13 protein-coding genes are annotated in these 16,947 nt (G+C 73.3%); 10 read left to right on the top strand and 3 right to left on the bottom strand.

Annotated elements, in window-relative coordinates; translation table 11 throughout:
• The first annotated feature begins 25 nt into the window (after nucleotides 1-25).
• Nucleotides 26-937 (top strand): LysR family transcriptional regulator, encoded by a 912-nt coding sequence (locus tag ACZ6TB_RS12810; protein WP_465553735.1) that lies wholly within the window; start codon nucleotides 26-28, stop codon nucleotides 935-937.
• Between the two features lie 65 nt (nucleotides 938-1,002).
• Here the strand turns inward: ACZ6TB_RS12810 and ACZ6TB_RS12805 are convergent, their stop codons facing one another.
• From ACZ6TB_RS12805 to ACZ6TB_RS12795, 3 genes are all read right to left on the bottom strand, one after another.
• Nucleotides 1,003-2,175 carry a hypothetical protein gene (locus ACZ6TB_RS12805; RefSeq protein WP_465553733.1) on the bottom strand — a complete coding sequence of 391 codons (1,173 nt, stop codon included), beginning with the start codon at nucleotides 2,173-2,175 and terminating at the stop codon, nucleotides 1,003-1,005.
• A 25-nt stretch (nucleotides 2,176-2,200) separates the two neighbouring features.
• A complete protein-coding gene (locus tag ACZ6TB_RS12800) occupies nucleotides 2,201-2,944 on the bottom strand; it encodes a hypothetical protein (protein ID WP_465553731.1) in 744 nt (247 codons plus the stop codon).
• A 104-nt stretch (nucleotides 2,945-3,048) separates the two neighbouring features.
• Entirely contained in the window at nucleotides 3,049-6,132 is a 3,084-nt protein-coding gene (locus ACZ6TB_RS12795) for a BTAD domain-containing putative transcriptional regulator (protein ID WP_465553729.1), read from the bottom strand.
• 318 nt (nucleotides 6,133-6,450) lie between these two features.
• Here ACZ6TB_RS12795 and ACZ6TB_RS12790 point away from each other — a divergent pair, with 318 nt between their 5' ends.
• The 9 genes from ACZ6TB_RS12790 to ACZ6TB_RS12750 are packed head-to-tail and all read left to right on the top strand — an operon-like array spanning nucleotide 6,451 to nucleotide 16,926.
• The gene (locus tag ACZ6TB_RS12790; RefSeq protein ID WP_465553727.1) at nucleotides 6,451-7,350 is read left to right on the top strand and encodes a hypothetical protein; all 900 of its coding nucleotides are present in this window, start codon (nucleotides 6,451-6,453) and stop codon (nucleotides 7,348-7,350) included.
• A complete protein-coding gene (locus ACZ6TB_RS12785; RefSeq protein ID WP_465553725.1) occupies nucleotides 7,347-8,117 on the top strand; it encodes a vWA domain-containing protein in 771 nt (256 codons plus the stop codon). The genes ACZ6TB_RS12790 and ACZ6TB_RS12785 overlap by 4 nt, the downstream gene beginning before the upstream one ends.
• Nucleotides 8,107-8,934, top strand: a complete 828-nt coding sequence (locus ACZ6TB_RS12780; protein WP_465553723.1) for a protein phosphatase 2C domain-containing protein — start codon at nucleotides 8,107-8,109, stop codon at nucleotides 8,932-8,934. The genes ACZ6TB_RS12785 and ACZ6TB_RS12780 overlap by 11 nt, the downstream gene beginning before the upstream one ends.
• Entirely contained in the window at nucleotides 8,931-10,196 is a 1,266-nt protein-coding gene (locus ACZ6TB_RS12775; RefSeq protein ID WP_465553721.1) for a protein kinase domain-containing protein, read from the top strand. The genes ACZ6TB_RS12780 and ACZ6TB_RS12775 overlap by 4 nt, the downstream gene beginning before the upstream one ends.
• Nucleotides 10,193-10,825 (top strand): 4Fe-4S single cluster domain-containing protein, encoded by a 633-nt coding sequence (locus ACZ6TB_RS12770; RefSeq protein WP_465553719.1) that lies wholly within the window; start codon nucleotides 10,193-10,195, stop codon nucleotides 10,823-10,825. Before ACZ6TB_RS12775 ends, ACZ6TB_RS12770 begins: the two co-directional genes overlap by 4 nt.
• Nucleotides 10,822-12,045, top strand: a complete 1,224-nt coding sequence (locus ACZ6TB_RS12765; RefSeq protein ID WP_465553717.1) for a hypothetical protein — start codon at nucleotides 10,822-10,824, stop codon at nucleotides 12,043-12,045. Before ACZ6TB_RS12770 ends, ACZ6TB_RS12765 begins: the two co-directional genes overlap by 4 nt.
• A complete protein-coding gene (locus ACZ6TB_RS12760; RefSeq protein ID WP_465553715.1) occupies nucleotides 12,033-13,958 on the top strand; it encodes an AAA family ATPase in 1,926 nt (641 codons plus the stop codon). Before ACZ6TB_RS12765 ends, ACZ6TB_RS12760 begins: the two co-directional genes overlap by 13 nt.
• A complete protein-coding gene (locus ACZ6TB_RS12755) occupies nucleotides 13,955-15,505 on the top strand; it encodes a hypothetical protein (protein WP_465553713.1) in 1,551 nt (516 codons plus the stop codon). The genes ACZ6TB_RS12760 and ACZ6TB_RS12755 overlap by 4 nt, the downstream gene beginning before the upstream one ends.
• 56 nt (nucleotides 15,506-15,561) lie before the next feature.
• Nucleotides 15,562-16,926, top strand: coding sequence for a M1 family metallopeptidase (locus tag ACZ6TB_RS12750; RefSeq protein WP_465553711.1), 1,365 nt, complete (start codon nucleotides 15,562-15,564; stop codon nucleotides 16,924-16,926).
• Nucleotides 16,927-16,947: the final 21 nt, after the last annotated feature.

Below are 16,947 nucleotides of genomic sequence, written 5' to 3'. Positions count from 1 at the left end.
CGCACACGTGATATGCGTATCTGTCATGACCTTCACCGACGCCTCGCTGACTGCGCTGCGGGTGTTCCGGGAGGTGGCCGAGCGGGGCACGCTCACCGCCGCGGCGGTCGCGCTGGGCTACACCCAGTCCGCGGTCTCCCGGCAGATCGCCTCGCTGGAGCGGGCGGCGGGCACCGAGCTGCTGCGGCGACGGCATGACGGCGTACGCCTGACGCCCGCCGGCCAGCTCGTGCTGCGGCGCGCCGCCATCGTCGTCGACCAGATCGACGCGACCGCCCGCGAGCTGGCCGGCCTGCCCGACGACCGGGCCACCGTCCGCCTCGGCTGGTTCGCGAGCGCCGGCGCCTGGCTGCTCCCCCGCGCCCTCGTGTCGCTGCGGCGCACCCATCCCGGCATCACCGTCACCACCCGCGAGGGCAGCACCCCGGCCCTGGTGCGCGCCCTCCGCGCCGGCAGTATCGACCTGGCCGTGCTCGCCTCGGCCCCGCCGTTCCGCCCGCCCGACGCCGAGTCCCCGGCCCTGTGGCAGCAGACGATCGCCGAGCGCGGCCTGTGCGTGGCCGTCCCCGCCACCGATCCCCTGGCCCGCGGCGAGTTCATCGACCTGGCCGACCTGCACGGCCGCCGCTGGATCGCCGGCCCCGCATCGGAGGACCGCCTGATGGGCGTCTGGCCCGGCCTCGGCGAGCGCCCGGTCATCGCCCACACCGCCCGCGACTGGCTCGCCAAGCTCCAGCTGGTGGCGGCCGGTTGCGGCCTCACCACGGTCCCGGCCGCGATGACCCACGCGGCGCCCGAGGGCGTACGCGTCCTCCCGGTCCAGGGCGGCCCGCGCGAGCAACGGCGGTTGTTGCTGGCCCGCCTGCCCACGCCGCCGCCGGAGCCGGTGCTACGCCTGGCCGAGGCCCTGCGCGCGGCCGCCCTCGACGGCTCGTAGCACAACGAACACCGTCGTGCCGGGGACCGCCATCCCCGGCACGACGGCCTCTGGGCGGTGAACTATCAGGGGTGGTGCACCGCGAAGGTGTGGTAGCCACCGCCCGCCGGCAGGGTGAAGCCCGCCGCCCAAACCTCGGTCGGTGAGCCGGGCACCGCGGCGATGCCCTTCATCACCGGACCGCCATCCGGCCCGACCGGGGTGGTCTCCGGCGTCCATGACTTTCCGTTCCAGTGCAGCACCGACGTCGCGCCGCCGGGTGAGCCGGCCGCCCAGACGCTGGTCGGGGAACTGGCCGTGACCGACGCCAGCGAACCGCCGCCGCCGAGATCGGGCAGTGCCGACAGCGACCACGCGAGACCGTTCCAGTGCATCGCGAACGGCCGCGCCGGCTGGAAGCCCGAAATATCCGACGTGCCGCCGACCGCCCACGCGTCGTTGGCGGCGATCGTCACCACGCCATTGAGGACCTGAGTGGTCCCGGCCGGCGTGGGCACGGCCGGGTTCGGGCTGGGCAGGATCGTCCAGGCCGAGCCGTTCCAGTGCATCGTCAGCGTGAACTTGTTGGCGTTGGTGCCCTGGGCGCCCTGGGTGTAGCCGACCGCCCAGATGTCGTCGGCGCCGAGGGCCGAGATGCCGGTCAGCGTGGTGCCGACGAACGTGTTGCCGGCCGGCACCGACGGGACCGGCGCCGGGACGATCGTCCAGGCCGAACCGTTCCAGTGCTCGATCAGCGCCCGGTTGGCCGCGCTGCGGCCGACCGCCCAGACGTTGCCGCCGCCCACGTTCGCGACGCCGAACAGGATCGACTTCGCGCTGCCGGTGGTGGCCGGCGTCGGGACGATGGTCCAGGCCTTGCCGTCGTAGTGCGCGGTGATCGGGTCGGTGTGCGCGAACCCGGTCCGGTTGGTCGAACCGACCGCCCAGACGTCGTTCGCGGCCGACGCCGAGACCGCGTTCAGCTTCTCGTCGAACCGGAACACGTTCGGCGTGGCGACCTGCGACCAGGCCGTGCCGTTCCAGTGCTCGGTCAGCATGACCTGGCCGTCGTCGTCGTTCGGGCCGATGTAGTTGCCGACCGCCCAGGCGTCGGCGCCGGTCCGTGCCTGCACCGCGTTGAGCTGGTTGGAGAACGGCACCTTCAGTGCCGACGGGTCCACGGTCGGCGTGATCACCCACGCCGGCGCGGCCAGCGCGACGGGCGCCACCAGGCCGAGAACCCCAAGGATGGTCTTCATGGCACGGCTCCCTTCAAGGGCTGCCCTAGAGCCGGGCCGACGCGGTCACCGGCGCCGAGCTGCCGGCGCTGTTGGACAGGCTCACGGTCACCTGGCACGTCGTCGTGCGGGTGGGCACGTTCATGAACCACGCGTCGGCGTAGTTGTTGGTCTGCAAGGTTCCGCAGCCGGTGCCGGTCACCGTCGACGCGGTGGCCACCGGCCGGCCGGCGGCGGGCGCCGCCCAGCTGACGATGATGATCGGCCGTCCGCCGGCGACGTCACGACGGAAGGTGAAGCCGGTGGGCGCGTCCGGTGGCGCGGTCACCCCGGCCGTCACGTGGTACGGCCAGCCCGAGGCGGCCAGCTGCGAGTTCAGGTCCACCAGGAAGAACTGGCCGGCCTCCATGAACGAGATGTCGACGCGGTAGTCCACGGCCTTGCCGGCCGGGAGCGTGACGTCCGCGCGGTACTGCGTGTTCGTGGCGGTCCCGCCCACCTGCACCAGGTGTGCGGACGGGTTGTAGCCACGCTTCGGCCCGTGGGCGATGACGTCGCCGGTGCCCACCCCCGTGGCGTCCGGGTCGCGCACCGACATGGTCACCGTGATGTGCTGGTCCCCGGAGGTGACGTCGACGGCCGCCGGTGACACGGCGAACGCGGTGAGCGTCGGCAGGACGTCGTCGGCGGCCTGGGCCGGTCCGGCGCCTCCCAGCAGCGTGGCGGCCACGGCGAGGCCGGCCGCCGCCGGCAGTGCGGCCCAGCGGCGTACGGATCTCGGATCGAGCATGCGAATGTCCCTCCCCCGACGGCACGGCGAGTCGTGCCCTGGCCGCAGCATGGCGGGAGGGTCTGACGTGGCCCTGAAACGGCGCTGAAGAGACAAGCGTCTAATCAGCAGCAGAGGACGGGGGTGCGGGCGGGCGCGGCGCCGAGGGCGTCGAGGATCTGCCGCGCCTCGCGCTGGGCGCCGGCATCGATCAGGAACAGCGCGGCGTCATAAGGGCTTCCGAGCGCCTGGAACGCCGCGGCGGCCTCCAAGGGCATCATGTCGTACGGGGTTCTTTGCCGTTCCCGGACCGGTCGGCGCGACCCCGTCCGCCGCAACCAGGACGCGACCTCCCCGCGTCGCCACGGGTCGCTGCCGACGGCCGCGTCGTCGGCCAGCTCCGCCGTCCGGACCGCCTCCGCCCCGCGCCCGGCCAGCCAGTGCGCCTCGGTCCGGGCGAGCAGGACCGCGATCATCTGCTGGGGCTCGCCGGTGGCGTGGGCGAGCGCGGTCGCCTCGTCGAGCAGCCCCTCGGCCTCCGGTTCGCCGCGCCGGCCGGCGATCACGGCGAGCCGGATCAGGCCGCAGAGGCGGCTGGCCGAGCGGCCGGCGCCGGCCAGCAGCTCCCGGGTCAGGGCCGCGGCCTCGTCCCACCGGCCCTGGCGCAGCATCATGTTGGCCTTCTCACCGCGCAGGCAGATCGCGTACGCGGTCAGGTCGTGCTCCTCGCAGTAGGCGATGCCTTCGGCGAGATAGGGCTCGGCCTCGGCGAAGCGCCGCGAGTCGACGTAGAGCCCGCTGAAGTTGGTGTAGGCCCGCGCCGCCTGGTCCTGGTGCCGGTCGGCCAGCGCCAGGTCGAGCGCCTCGCGCATCAGCCCGGTCCACTCCCGGCCCTGCCCCCACGCGCTCACCGCCCGGGTGTCGAGGGCGTCGCTGCGCACACAGGTCGCGTCGATCTCCACCGACAGCGCCTCGGCCCGCCGGGCCAGCGCCTCCGCCCCCGGGTAGTCGGCGTACAGCATGCGCTGGTTGGCGAAGGTCGCGTAGGCCCAGGCCAGCTCCACACTCGGCCCGAGCGGCTCGAGCACCTCCACCGCCGCCGCCACGGTCGCGAGCGCCTCGCGGCCGCGGCACAGGTTCCAGCGGATGCGCGACAGCCGCCGCAACGCGTCCCCCTCGCGCCGCCGGTCGCCCTCGGCCCGCCACAGGGCCAGGGCGCGCTCCTCGGCCCGTTCCGCCTCGGGCCACTCGTCGAGCATCGCCAGCTCGTCGGCGAGCAGATCGTGCAGCCCCGACCGCAGGCCGGCGGGCGCGACCCCGGCGAACCGCAGGGCGCGCCGGAGCTGGGCCACCGACTCGCGGTGACAGCCCATGTCGCGGGCCTGGCGCGCGGCCGCGGGCGCGTGCCGCAGCACGGCCCCGGCGTTCCCGGCCGCCTCGGCGTGGAACGCCATCCGGGCGTCGTCGTCGCAGCCCTGCTCGCCCAGCGCGGCGAGGACGCGGGCGTGCACCATCTGGGCCCGGTGCGGCGGCACCGACTCGGCGACGGCCAGCCGGGCCAGCTCGTGCCGGAACCGCACCCGCGGGCCGTCGGCGATCAGCAGGCCCGAGTCGAGCAGGTCGTCGGCGAGCCCGCCCGGGTGCGTGGCGACCGCCGAGATCAGTTGCGGCTCGACCCGGGCGCCGATCAGTGCCGCGACCTCGAGCACCTCGCGCGGCGCCCGCTCCAGCCGCGCGGCCCGGGCGAGCACGGTGTCGCGCACCGACGAGGGCACCTCGGCGCTCCCCGAGCGCAGGATCTCGGTCACGTAGAACGGGTTGCCGCCGGTCAGCCGGTGCAGCTCGGCCGGCTGCCAGCGGCTGCCCTCGGCCAGCGCCCGCACGGCGGCCGGCGAGAGCGGCTCGAGATCGATCCGCCGGGCCGAGCGGTGCGAGGTGAGGTCGCCCAGCGTCACGCACAGCCGGGCGCTCGTGTTCAGCCCGTCGTTGCGGTAGGTGACGACCAGCAGCACGGCCGTGTCCCGCAGCCGGCGGACCAGGTAGCGCAGCAGGTCGAGGGTGGCGTCGTCGGCCCAGTGCACGTCCTCGACGACCAGCACGTCGAGCCCCGGCCCGGCCCCGAGCTGCCGCACCAGCGCCCGGAACACGACGTCGCGGTCGGCGCCCGGCCGCGCGCACGCCTCCAGCAGCTCCCCGCCGAGCTGGTCGGCGAGGTCGTACAGGGGACCGAGCGGGCGGGGCGTGAACAGGCCCTCGCATGCGCTCCACAGCCACCGGGCGTCGGGCAGCTCCCGCCGCAGCCGCTCGACCAGCGCCGACTTGCCGACGCCCGCCTCGCCGGCGATCAGCGCCACCCGGCCCTGGCCCTCGCTCGCCTCCCCGGCCAGGCCGGTCAGGGTGGTCAGCGCCGCCTCCCGCTCGAGCAGCGGCGCCTCGGCCGGCGCCTCGGTCGCCGGTGGATCATCCGCGGTCGCGCTGCGGTCGAGCGACGCGTCCTGCCGCAGGATCGCCGTCTCCAGGTCGCGGAGGGCCGGCGACGGGTCGACGGCGAGGTCGTCGCGCAGCGCCCGGTGCAGCCGGCGATAGGCGGCCAGCGCGTCGGCCTGCCGCCCGCTGCGGTACAGCGCGAGCATCAACAGGGCGCAGGCCTGCTCGTCGAGCGGGTCCGAGCCGACCAGCGCCTCCAGCGACGCGATCGACTCGGCGTTCTTGCCGAGCAGCAGCTGGGTCTCGCCCAGCGCCCGCAGCCCCTGGCCACGCAGCTGGTCCAGCCGATCGGCCTGCTCGCCCAGCCAGGGCGCGGCGATCGTGTCGGCGAGCGGCCGGCCCCGCCACAGCGCCAGCGCCTCGTGCAGCAGCGACTCGCCCGCCGCGGCGCCGGCCTGCCGCCCGTCGCGGATCAGGCGCTCGAAGTCGGCGACGTCGGTCTCGACCCGGCCCGGGTCGAGCAGGTAGCCGGGCGACTGCCGCACGATCGCGTCCCGGTGGCCGAGCACGCGACGCAGGTAGGAGACGTGGCTCTGCACCGTGTTGAGCGGCGTGGCGGGCGGTTCCTCACCCCACAGCACGTCGGCCAGCCGATCGGTGCTGACGATCTCGCCGCGGTGCAGGGCGAGCGCGGCGAGGACGGCCTTGCGGCGCGCGCCGCGCACGGCCCGCGGCTGACCACCCACGACGACGTCCACCGGCCCCAGAAGCCGAACTCGCATCGGACGCACCTCTCCCCCGTCCCGAAAGCGGCTCCAATGTAGGCGCGCGTCCATAGCCGAACAGTCGTAGATCTTACGGATCATGAAATGGCCGGACGGAAATGAGGGCCATTTTCCGACTTGCGGTGGCAACTTCCCGACACGATCCGGTAACGCTGCCCGAAATCGCGAATGCCGAAAATGACGACGTCACCCCTGAGCGTGTCGGAATCTTTCCGGACTGATCACATCGCGCGCCGGAGACGCTAAATTCCGGCCATGAAGGGGAGATCGGCCGGCCTGTCCCGGCCCTTCGTCATTGCGCTCGCCGCCGCCGCGGTGCTGGTGCTCGGCCCGTTGCTGGCCGGCGCCATCGGGAACGGCAACGACCTGCGAAATGCCGCCGCCGTGGTCGACATGAGCGATTACTGGCGTTTGGACGACAAGGCACTGAGCACGCAAATCGAGGATTCGAAAGTGTCCGAGGCCGGCCGCGTGATCGTCATCCGGCCCGGCGCGCGGAACGGCAGCGCGCTCAATTGCCCGGCCAGCGATCTTCCTCAATCATGTGCATTACTGAAGAAGATCGAAAAGCGCACGACCATGGTGACGCCCGGAACGGATCCGATCGCGGTCCTGGCCGCATACAACGGGTCGGAAAAGATCGACCGGCGCCCGGTCACCATCGTCCCCCTCCATCAGGGCCACGCCTTCGGCTGGTGGCCGGCGCTAGAGGTTGGTCTGCTCATGACGATCATCGCGGCCGGGTCCTTCTTCTTCCTCGATCGTTCCACCCGCCGTCGCCGTCTCGCCCCGGCGCCCGCCTACAGCGTCCCGCCGCAGCACGCGGCCGACCCGCCCCGGCCGGAGCGCCAGGTCACGCCGGCGCGGCAGGTCTCCGGGTCCGCGTCGGTGCCGGCCACTAAGCCCACGCCCACGCCCACGCCGACTCCCACCGCCCGCCGCCGCCCGCAGCCGCGGCCGGATCCGCCGGCGCCGCCCGGGCCGCTGCCGCGGGACGTCGTCGGCGCGGTCCCGATCGGGCGCCAGGTCGTGGCCCGCACCCACTTCGGCCCGGCGGGCGGCTTCGTCGACATCGGCGGGGTCGTTCTGTGGGCCAGTCTCGAACAACCGGGTGAGCCGGTGTATCCAGGACGGCTCCTGTCCGTCCTCTCCATGAGTGCGGGCGTTGATTCGCTCGTCGTCTCGAGCCGCGTCAGCGAGGAGGTCCGGCAGTGACCGTCGATGCTCTGCCCGTCCGGCAGGCCCGTAACCGCACCCTGATCATGCTCGTCCTCGACACGTCGTCCTCGATGCGCATGACCGGCGCGATCGACGAGCTCAACGACGCGCTCCAGAAGTGGTGCGCCGAGCTGCGCGGCAACGACGCGCTCCAGATGTCCGGCGAGATCGCGATGATCACGTTCGGCAAGGACCACGTCGTCGCCGTCGACCCGAGCGGGCAGACCGCCGGCCAGGCGCGGCGGCCGTTCGTCCCGTTGCGCGACTTCCACCCGCCCGAGCTCGCCGCCGACGGTCTCACCCCGATGGTCGAGGCCATCCAGTACGCGCTCGAGGTGCTGAGTGTCCGCAAGAGCGAGCTCACCGCGGAGGGACTCGGGCTCGCGTACCGGCCGATGATGTATTTGATCACCGACGGGGTGCCCACCGACCTGCAGGGGAACCGCACCGAGCGGTGGCGCGACGTGGCCGCCATGCTCCGGCAGCACGAGGCCGGCAAGCACCTGCTCTTCTTCGCGCTCGGCGTGCACGGCGCCGACCAGGAGGTGCTCCGCGGCCTGGCGCCGCAGTCCTGGTACCTGCTCGGCGACACCGACTTCAGCAAGGTGCTCCGGCTGGTCTCGACCAGCATCGGCTCGGCGCAGGCCGAGTCGCGCGACGCGCCGGCCGAGGCCGTCTACGAGCATTTCCAGCGGGACAACAAGAAGAACGAGGAGATGCGCCGCTGGCTCGACGAGGAGGGCGCGACCTCCGATGGCCGGTAGCCGGTTCGACGCCCGCTGGCGGGTCATCTCGGCGTCGGTCGCCGGTCCCAACCACACCAGCCTCGGCATCGAGAACCAGGACAACCTCCGGCAGGGCCCGGTCGGCGACGGCCTGCACCTGCTGGCGGTGGCCGACGGCGCCGGCTCGCAGCCGCGGTCCGCGCACGGCTCGCGGCTGTCGGTGGAAGCGGCGTGGGAGGCGGCCGATCGCTCCTTCGCGACCGCGCCCCGCACGCTCGATCAGTGGCACGAGACCACCCGCCGGTACGCGGCGGCCTGCCTCGCGCAGTTCGACGAGCTGGTCGAGCGGGCCATCACCCCGCTGCGCAACCGGCCGTCGGCGACCGGGGTCACCACCGTCTCGCGGACCGAGTTCGCCACCACCCTGCTCGCCATCGTCGCCGATCCGCCGTATTTCGCGTACGTCTGCGTGGGTGATGGTTTTCTCGTGGTGGAACGTTCGCCGGGCGGTTCGCGCCTGGTCATCCCGCCGCCGTCGGGCCGGCAGGCGGCCAACGAGACCGTCTTCATGACCTCGCCGGGCCGGGACCGCGACCTGCGTTGCGGCCTCATCGTCGATACCGGCCTCTGTGGACTCGCGCTGTGCACGGACGGGCTGATCGACGGGATGCTCGATGTCGGCCGCGGACCCGACGGCATCGGCCTGCTGTGTGCGCCCGAGGACTTCGACGCGTACTTCGCGGCCTTCCGGACGCCGGGCGTGGACGGCAGCGAGCTCAGCCGCAAGCTCCAGTCGAAGGAGTTCGCGGCCTCGTCCGGTGACGACAAGACCATGCTGATGGCGGTGCTGCGATGAGAACCCGGCGACTGCACACCCCCGGCGGCCGGGTGGTCGACATCGTGGTGGACGAGGAGATCGGGAGCGGCGCCGAGGGCGTGGTCTACCCGGTGGCCGACTCGCCGCACGTCTGCGCCAAGATCTACTCCGACTTCGACCGTTCCGCCGAGTCCGGGCCGAGGCTCGACGCCCTCACCGTGCTCGAGCCGGTCACCTGGGGCGGCGACTGCCCCGAGCACCTGCACGTGGCCTGGCCGCGGACGACGCTGCGCGACGACAAGGGCCAGCTGCGGGGCGTGGTCGTCCCGCGGATCGAGGGCACGCCGCTGCTCCGCCTGCTCGACGCCGGGGCCCGGATCGAGCTGCTGGACGAGCCGACCTGGCGGACCACGTTCGCGATCGCGGCCCGGCTCGGGCGCCTGTTCGACATGCTGCACGGCGCCGGCATCGTGATCGGCGACGTCAGCCCGGCCAACGTCCTGGTCGACCGGCACGGCCACGTGACGCTGCTGGACTGCGACGGGGTGCAGTTCACCGACCCGGCGACCGGCACGCCGTACGCCGGCGAGAAGTTCACGCCCGAGTACGGCGCCCCCGAGGCACTGGACGTGAAGGGACTGACCCGCGAGCACGACCTGTTCGGGCTCGGCGTGGTGATCTGCCAGCTGATGATGGAGGGCGAGCACCCGTTCGGCGGCGTCTCCACCGCGGTGCCGCCGTCGACCAGCGTCGAGGAGAACATCAAGCGCCGCAACAACCGGCTCACCCACCCGGACCGGCTCGTGCCGATGGCCGACAGCATCTCGGCCGAGATCCTGCCGCCGAAGGTGCGCGGCCTCATCCAGCAGTGCTTCGAGGACGGGTTCGAGGATCCGCTGCTGCGCCCGAGCGGCCGCGCCTGGTCGAACGTGCTCGAACAGGCGAGCTTCGAGCTGATGGGCTGCCGGTACAACCCGCGGCACGCCTACCACCGCTCCGCGCCCGACTGCATCTGGTGCGCCCGGATCACCGGCGGGTTCGGCGACCACTTCCCGCCGCCGGCCGGCTGGGTGCCGCCGCCCGGCGCCCGGCCCCGCCCGCTCGTGCCGGTGGAGACGGTCGCGGCCCGCCCGCCGGTCGCCTATCCGTTGCCCCCGTGGCCGTACGGGCAGCCGGTCCCGATCCCCGTCCCGGCCCGGGCCCCGGACCCGCCGCGCAAGTCGACGGCCCGCATCGTGCTGTGGATCCTCATCGCGGTGCTGGCCGTCGTGATCATCGCGATCGTCGGGAACCACGGATGATCGGCCCGACCATCATGATCGCGGAAACGCACCCCGCCTGCGCCGTGCTCGGGCCGGGCACCCGCTTCGCGGTCTGGGTCCAGGGCTGCCCCCTGCGCTGCGCCGGCTGCGTCAGCCCACAGTGGATCTCCCGGCACGGCGGCCGGCGGGTCAGCGTGGCCGAGCTCGCCCGGCGGATCGCCGACGAGGCGGTCGACGGCCTCACGCTGTCCGGCGGGGAGCCGTTCGCCCAGGCCGCCGCCGTCCGCCGGCTGATCGAGCTGGTCCGGGAACGACGCGACCTGTCCGCGATGTCGTACACCGGCTTCACGCTGCGCCACCTGCGCCGGCACGGCACCGCCGACCAGCGCGGCCTGCTCGGCGAGCTGGACATCCTGATCGACGGCCCCTACCTCGCCCACCGGCACGCCGACCTGCGCTGGCGCGGCTCGGACAACCAGCGCATCCACCGGCTCAGCGCGCGCCACGGCCGCCGCGATCTGGGCGACGGCACCGAGCCCGGCGCCGGCCTCCAGTTCGAGATCACCCCGGCCGGCGACCTGCAGTGGCTGGGCGTCCCGCCCGTACCCCACTTCCGGGAAGGCCTCGAGCGGGGCCTCGGCCTGCGGGAAGGGCGCGGGGACGGATGAGCAGATCCCCCAAGTACTGCTTCGCTCAGCTCGGCAAGGAGCTGCGCGATCAGGTGCAGCACGACCGCGACACCCGGCAGGCGCGGCGCGAGGCGGCCGAGACGCGGATCCGCGACCGGGTGCTGACCGAGGGCCGGGCCGAGGTCGTGGAGCGGTACCGCACCCTCCGGGCCGCCCTCACCGCGCTCGGCGAAGGGCCTCAGCAGGGCGGCGCGGACGCGGTCGGCGCGGCGCTCGAGGACGCGCTGCGGAACATCCGGGCGGCGGGCTCGTTCACCGAGCTGGCGACGGCGATGGGCGACCTCGACCGGGCCGAGCACAGCGTCCGGCGGCTGCGCCTGCGGGCGACCGCCGACCGGGCCGCCGTGCTGGCCGCGATGCTCGGCGAGGCCGACGCCGAGCTGGTTCGCTACGACGACGGCCACACGTCCGTCCTGCTGGCCGAGCTGCGCCAGACCGCTCCCACCACGGCCGACGTCGACCGGGTCGCCGCCCGGATCCTCGAGCACCTCGACCGGGCGGCCGCGCGCCGCACCGAGCATCAGGAACAGCGCCGGCGGGCGGCGGCGCGGATCGAGCTGCTGGCCGCGCGCCTCGACGGCCTGCTCGCCGACGGGCAGGCGATGCACGTGCCGGTGCGCGACGGCGGCCGGGCCGGCGAGGCCGTCGCGATGCTGCGCGGCCAGTTCGCCCGCGGGGAACTGGCCGACGTGCTGCGGTTCGGCGCGGCGCTGGAACGGCGGATCGACGAGATCGAGAGCGGCCTGGACACCATGATCGATCAGATCGCCGAGCGGCGTACCGTCCTCACCTCCCTGGTGCGGGCGCTGCCGGAGGTCGGCTTCGCGGTCGACGCCGGCAGCGTCACCGAGAGCAAGGACGGCGCGATCGGCCTGCGGGCGTCGCGGCCCGGCGGCGACACCGTCGCGGTCATCGTGGAGGCCGAGACCGAGGCGGACACCAGCCATCGGATCCTGTACGCCTCCGACGCCGTCCAGCGCGAGGAGCGGCTCGGGCACGGCGACACCGCCTGCGGAAACCTCCTCGAGATCATCGACGTGCTCCACGAGTCGGCCGACCAGGCCGGCGTCGTGACGAGCCCGGTCACCTGGGAGGGCCGCGACGCCCGGCGGCGCCCGGCCCGGAACGCGCCCCGGCGGCTGTCCCCGCCCGCCGCCGAGACCGGCCGGCAGGAGGAGAACCCGTCATGGCGACCGTGATCGCCCCGCGCGGGGCGCCCTGGCTGGTCCGGGCCTACCACGAGCTCCAGCGCCGCCGGCACATCGTCGTGCACGGCAACGTCGACGACCTGATCCGCTGGAACGACCGCTACCAGCCGTTCGAGGCCACGCTGGCCGACTTCCTGGCGGTGGCCGGGTTCACCGTGATCGTCCGGTACAGCCTGGTCGAAGGCCTGCGGTACCACGACGACGCCGGCCGCGAGTTCGTCCAGCGCTTCCTCACCGACCCGGGCACGCCGGCCGCCACGCCGCGCCCGCCGGTCACCGGCAACGGCGCCGCACGCCGCAGCCCGCTGGTCACCTCCGCCGACGTCCTCGAACAGCAGTTGATGGCGGCCCGGTCGGCGGAGCCCCGCACCGCGGTCGACGTGCTGGCGGTGGCGCTGCGCCTGATGAACCAGAACGAGCGGCCCTGCGTCTTCATCGTGGAGAACGCCGACCTGCTCGTCGGCGTGCCCTCCCAGATCAGCAGCGATCACGTGACCCAGGTGGCGTACATGCGGCGGCTGCTCCGCACCGATCCGGTGGCGCCCGGCGGCCCCCCGAAGTACCACAACACGATGGTCCTGGTCGCCCGCGACCTGTCGGCGCTGCCGGCCTGGCTGCACCGCGACAACCCCAACGTCGCGGCCGTGCTGGCCGACCGCCCGGCGACCGCGGAGCGGGCCGCGTTCCTGCGCGAGGACCTCGCCGGTTACTGGGGCGGCGACGCGATGACCGACGAGAAACGGGCCGAGGCGACCACCACGCTGGCCGGCGTCACCGAGGGCATGACCATCGTGGACCTCGGCGCCCTCCGGGTGACCTCGCAGGTCGCCCGCATCCCGCCGACCATGCCGCGCCGGCTGGTCGCCCGGCACCGGTTCGGCCTGCGCGACGACCCCTGGGAGCAGCTCGACATCTCCAAGATCAAGGACGCCGAGGCGCTGCTGTCCCGCCGGGTCATCGGCCAGCCGGCCGCCGTGCGGGCGGTGACCGACGTGCTGGTGAACGCCCGCGTCGGGCTCGACTTCGTCGCCGCCGGGCAGCAGACCGGCACCCGGCCCAAGGGCGTCTTCTTCTTCGTGGGCCCGACCGGCGTCGGCAAGACCGAGCTCGCCAAGGCGCTCGCCGAGCTGGTCTTCGACGACGAGTCGGCGCTGCGCCGCTTCGACATGAGCGAGTACAGCCAGGAGCACACCAGCGAGCGGCTGACCGGCGCGCCCCCGGGCTACGTCGGCCACGAGCACGGCGGCACGCTCACCAACTGGGTCCTCGAGCGGCCGTTCAGCGTCCTGCTGTTCGACGAGATCGAGAAGGCCCACAAGAAGATCATGGACAAGTTCCTCCAGCTCATCGACGACGGCCGGCTCACCGACGGGCAGGGGCGCACCGCGTACTTCTCGCATTCGATCGTGATCTTCACGTCCAACATCGGGGTGGGCGAGCTGCGCCGGGTCTTCACCGAGCCGGCCCTGTCCTACGAGGCGGTGCAGGAGCACTTCAGCCAGGCGGTGAACGAGCACTTCGCCACCACCCTGGACCGGCCCGAGCTGCTCGGCCGGCTCGGCACCGGCATCGTCGTCTTCGACCTGCTCCGCGAGAACGTCATCATGGACATCACGGCCAAGTTCCTGGACCAGATCGCGACGGCGGCGGCGGCCCGCGGCTACGACCTGATCTTCGACCGTACGGCGATCGGCCGCGCCGTGGCCGACGAGATTCTCCGCAGCGGCGCCGCCCTGGGCGCCCGGCAGATCCGCAGCCCGCTGCTCGAGCGCTGGGTCCGCGTCCCGCTCAACCGGTGGATCCTCGAGAACCAGCCGGCCCCCGGCACCCGGATCCTCGTGCACCGCCGCCCGGAAGGCTCGCCGCCGTTCGCCGTCGACGCGCTCGAGGCCGAGTCGCCATGACGACCCCCGACACGACGGCGCCGCCGATGTCGGCGCTCGACGACCTGAGCAGCCTGCTCGCCGAGGTCGACTACTACGAGAGCCGGCCCGGGCTCGACGCCGACGAGCTGGAACGCTACCTGCGGGCCGCCTCCGCGCTCGGCGATCTCATCGTCGCCGAGGCCACCCGCCGGCAGAAGGAGTTCCGGTTCGCCGACGCGGAGGTGCTGCTGGGCCAGTTCCTCCAGCTCAACGACACCAAGCGGAAGCGCTGCGAGCGTGCGCGCCGGCACCACGACGGCGACTCGGCCCAGCTGGCCCGGCTGGCCGGCCTCCGGGACGCCGCGGCCGGCAACATGCTCCTGGCCGAGGGCCTGCAGCACGTCTGCCGCGCCGACGAGCGCCGCCTCGCCGGCGACTTCGACACGGCGCTGCGTTGCCTCGGCACCGCGACGAGACTCTTCGAGCAGCTGGCCGCCAGCACGCTCCCGCTGCGGCAGATCGGCGCGTGGCGCCTCGCGCTGACCCGGGCCACGAGCGAGCTGATGACCGGCCTCGGGCACATGCGCGGCGGCGACTTCAAGGGCGCGCATCAGAGCTTCGACAACGCGTACGTGGCCTACGGCGAGTTGCTCGGGCAGACCGACGAGGAGCAGACGCCGGAGGACGGGCCGGCCCGGACACAGTACGAGGAGGTCCGCGGCCAGCTGCGCGACGGCCGGCGCTACCTGGAAGCGGTGCAGGGCTTCGTCGAGATGCTGCGGGAGGCGCAGAGCGGCCGGTACGGCGACGCGGTGCTCGCCGGCCAGGAGGCCGTCGACCGTTATCAGCGCCTGGTGCGGGAGGCCGTCACCCAGCAGGCCCCGCGCGCCGCCCGCTCGCTGTACGAGATGGACCTGGCCCGGGTCGACGGCTGGCTGAGCTGGGCGGCCGCCGAGCTCGCGGTCGACGAGGCGCGCTGGTCCGACTGCCGCGAGCTGGTGCGGCAGGCTCGCAACCACTGGAAGCAGGCCGCGCACATCGCCGCCCGCAACGTCTACCACGAGATCATCTCGCAGCGTCCGGAGCCGGGCGACACCGACATGCTGCTGCAGAACACCCTGCGCCGCTGCGACCGCGAACTGCAGTTCCGCAAGGAGATCGAAGGCCTGAACGCCAAGCTCGACCGGGCCGGCACCATCGTCATTCACAACCAAGGTGGACAGGGAGGACGCGCCGTGGCGCCAAGTGACTTCACCTTCAACGCACCGGTCAACGCGACCAGCATCGGCAACGAGAACCGGATCGAGAACGCCACCGCCGCCCAGCAAGTGAGCACCGGCACCGACCTGCGCGAGCTGGCCGGCCAGTTGCAGGAGTTGCGCGACCTGCTGGCCGGGGCCGCCCGCACCGAGCCGGAGAAGGCGGCCGTCACCGCCGTCGAGTCGGCCCAGGACGCCGCCACCCGCGGCGACGAGCCCACCATGCGCCGCTTCCTGAGCCAGGCCGGCCAGTGGGCGCTCCAGATCGCCCAGCAGATCGGCCTGGCCGCCGCCACCGCCGCCATCAAATCCGCTCTGGGCGCATAGCGCCCGTCCTGTCCGGCGGGGCAATATCGATCAACGAACTTCGCTACCGTCCCGGCATGGGTGTGATGAGCGCGCTGGTCGTGCTACTTCTGGTTCCGCAGCCCGGGGCGGCCGGCATCGGCGACCCCTACTACCCCGACTACGGCAACGGCGGCTACGACGTCTCCCACTACGACATCCGCCTGCGCTACCAGCCCGCCACCGACGAGCTCGCCGGCGCCACCACCGTCCGGGCCACCACCACCCAGGCGCTGACCAGCTTCAACCTGGATTTCGTGCTGAAGGTGCGCGCGGTGCTGGTCGACGGGCGGCCCGCCCGGTTCGCGCGGCAGGGCGATCACGAGCTGGTGGTCACGCCCGCGCGCCCGCTGCCGAAGAACCACACCATGACCGTCCGGGTGACGTACGCCGACGTGCCCTCCACGGCGCTGGGCGAGGGCTTCACGGCCTGGACGCGTACGCCCGATGGAGCTGTCGCCGCCGGTGAGCCCGAGATCGCCTGGTGGTGGTTCCCGTCCAACGACCACCCGAAGGACAAGGCCACCTTCGACGTCGCCGTCACCGTCCCCGACGGCGTCGAGGCGATCAGCAACGGCGTCATGCCGAGACCCCCGGCGCCCGCGGACCCCGGCTGGACGACGTGGACCTGGCACGAGGCCAGCCCGATGGTCACCTACGCCGCCCAGCTCGCCGTCGGCCAGTACGACATCGAGCAGACCCGGGCCCCGAACGGCCGGCCGGTGATCTACGCCTACTCCCGGCTGCTGACGCCCGAGCTGGCCGCCGCCGCCCGGCAGAGCGTGTCCCGCACCCCCGAGATCATCCAGTGGGAGTCCACCCTCTTCGGCCCGTACCCGTTCGACGCCGAGGGCGGCGTGGTCGCCCCGCCCGCGACCTATCCGTCGGGCTTGGAGAACCAGACCCGGCCCACCTACGCCGCCAAGTACTTCCAGCGCGGCCCCAACACGTCGGTGGTGGCGCACGAGAACGCCCACCAGTGGTTCGGCGACGCCGTCTCGATCTCCCGATGGCAGGACATCTGGCTGAACGAGGCGTTCGCCACCTACACCGAGTGGCTCTGGTCCGAGCACGAGGGCGACATCTCGGCCCAGACCAACTTCGACGAGCTCTACGACGGCATCCCCGCCGACGACCCGATGTGGCTGCTCCCGATCGGCGACCCCGGCGTCCCGCCGATCACCCCCGAGGTCTACCTCCGCGGCGCCATGACCATGCACCAGCTGCGCCTCACGGTCGGCGACGCCACCTTCTTCACCATCTTGCGCACGTGGTACGCCGAGCATCGCGACGGAAACGCGACCACCCCGCAGTTCATCGCCCTCGCCGAGCGCGTCTCCGGCAAGCACCTGAGGTCCTTCTTCCAGGCGTGGCTCTTCGCCCCGACCAAGCCACCCCGATAGCCTGCGTCGGCCCAACGTGCG

Source organism: Actinoplanes sp. NPDC051537 (assembly GCF_055586105.1).
This window is presented reverse-complemented; position numbering and strand designations above follow the sequence as displayed.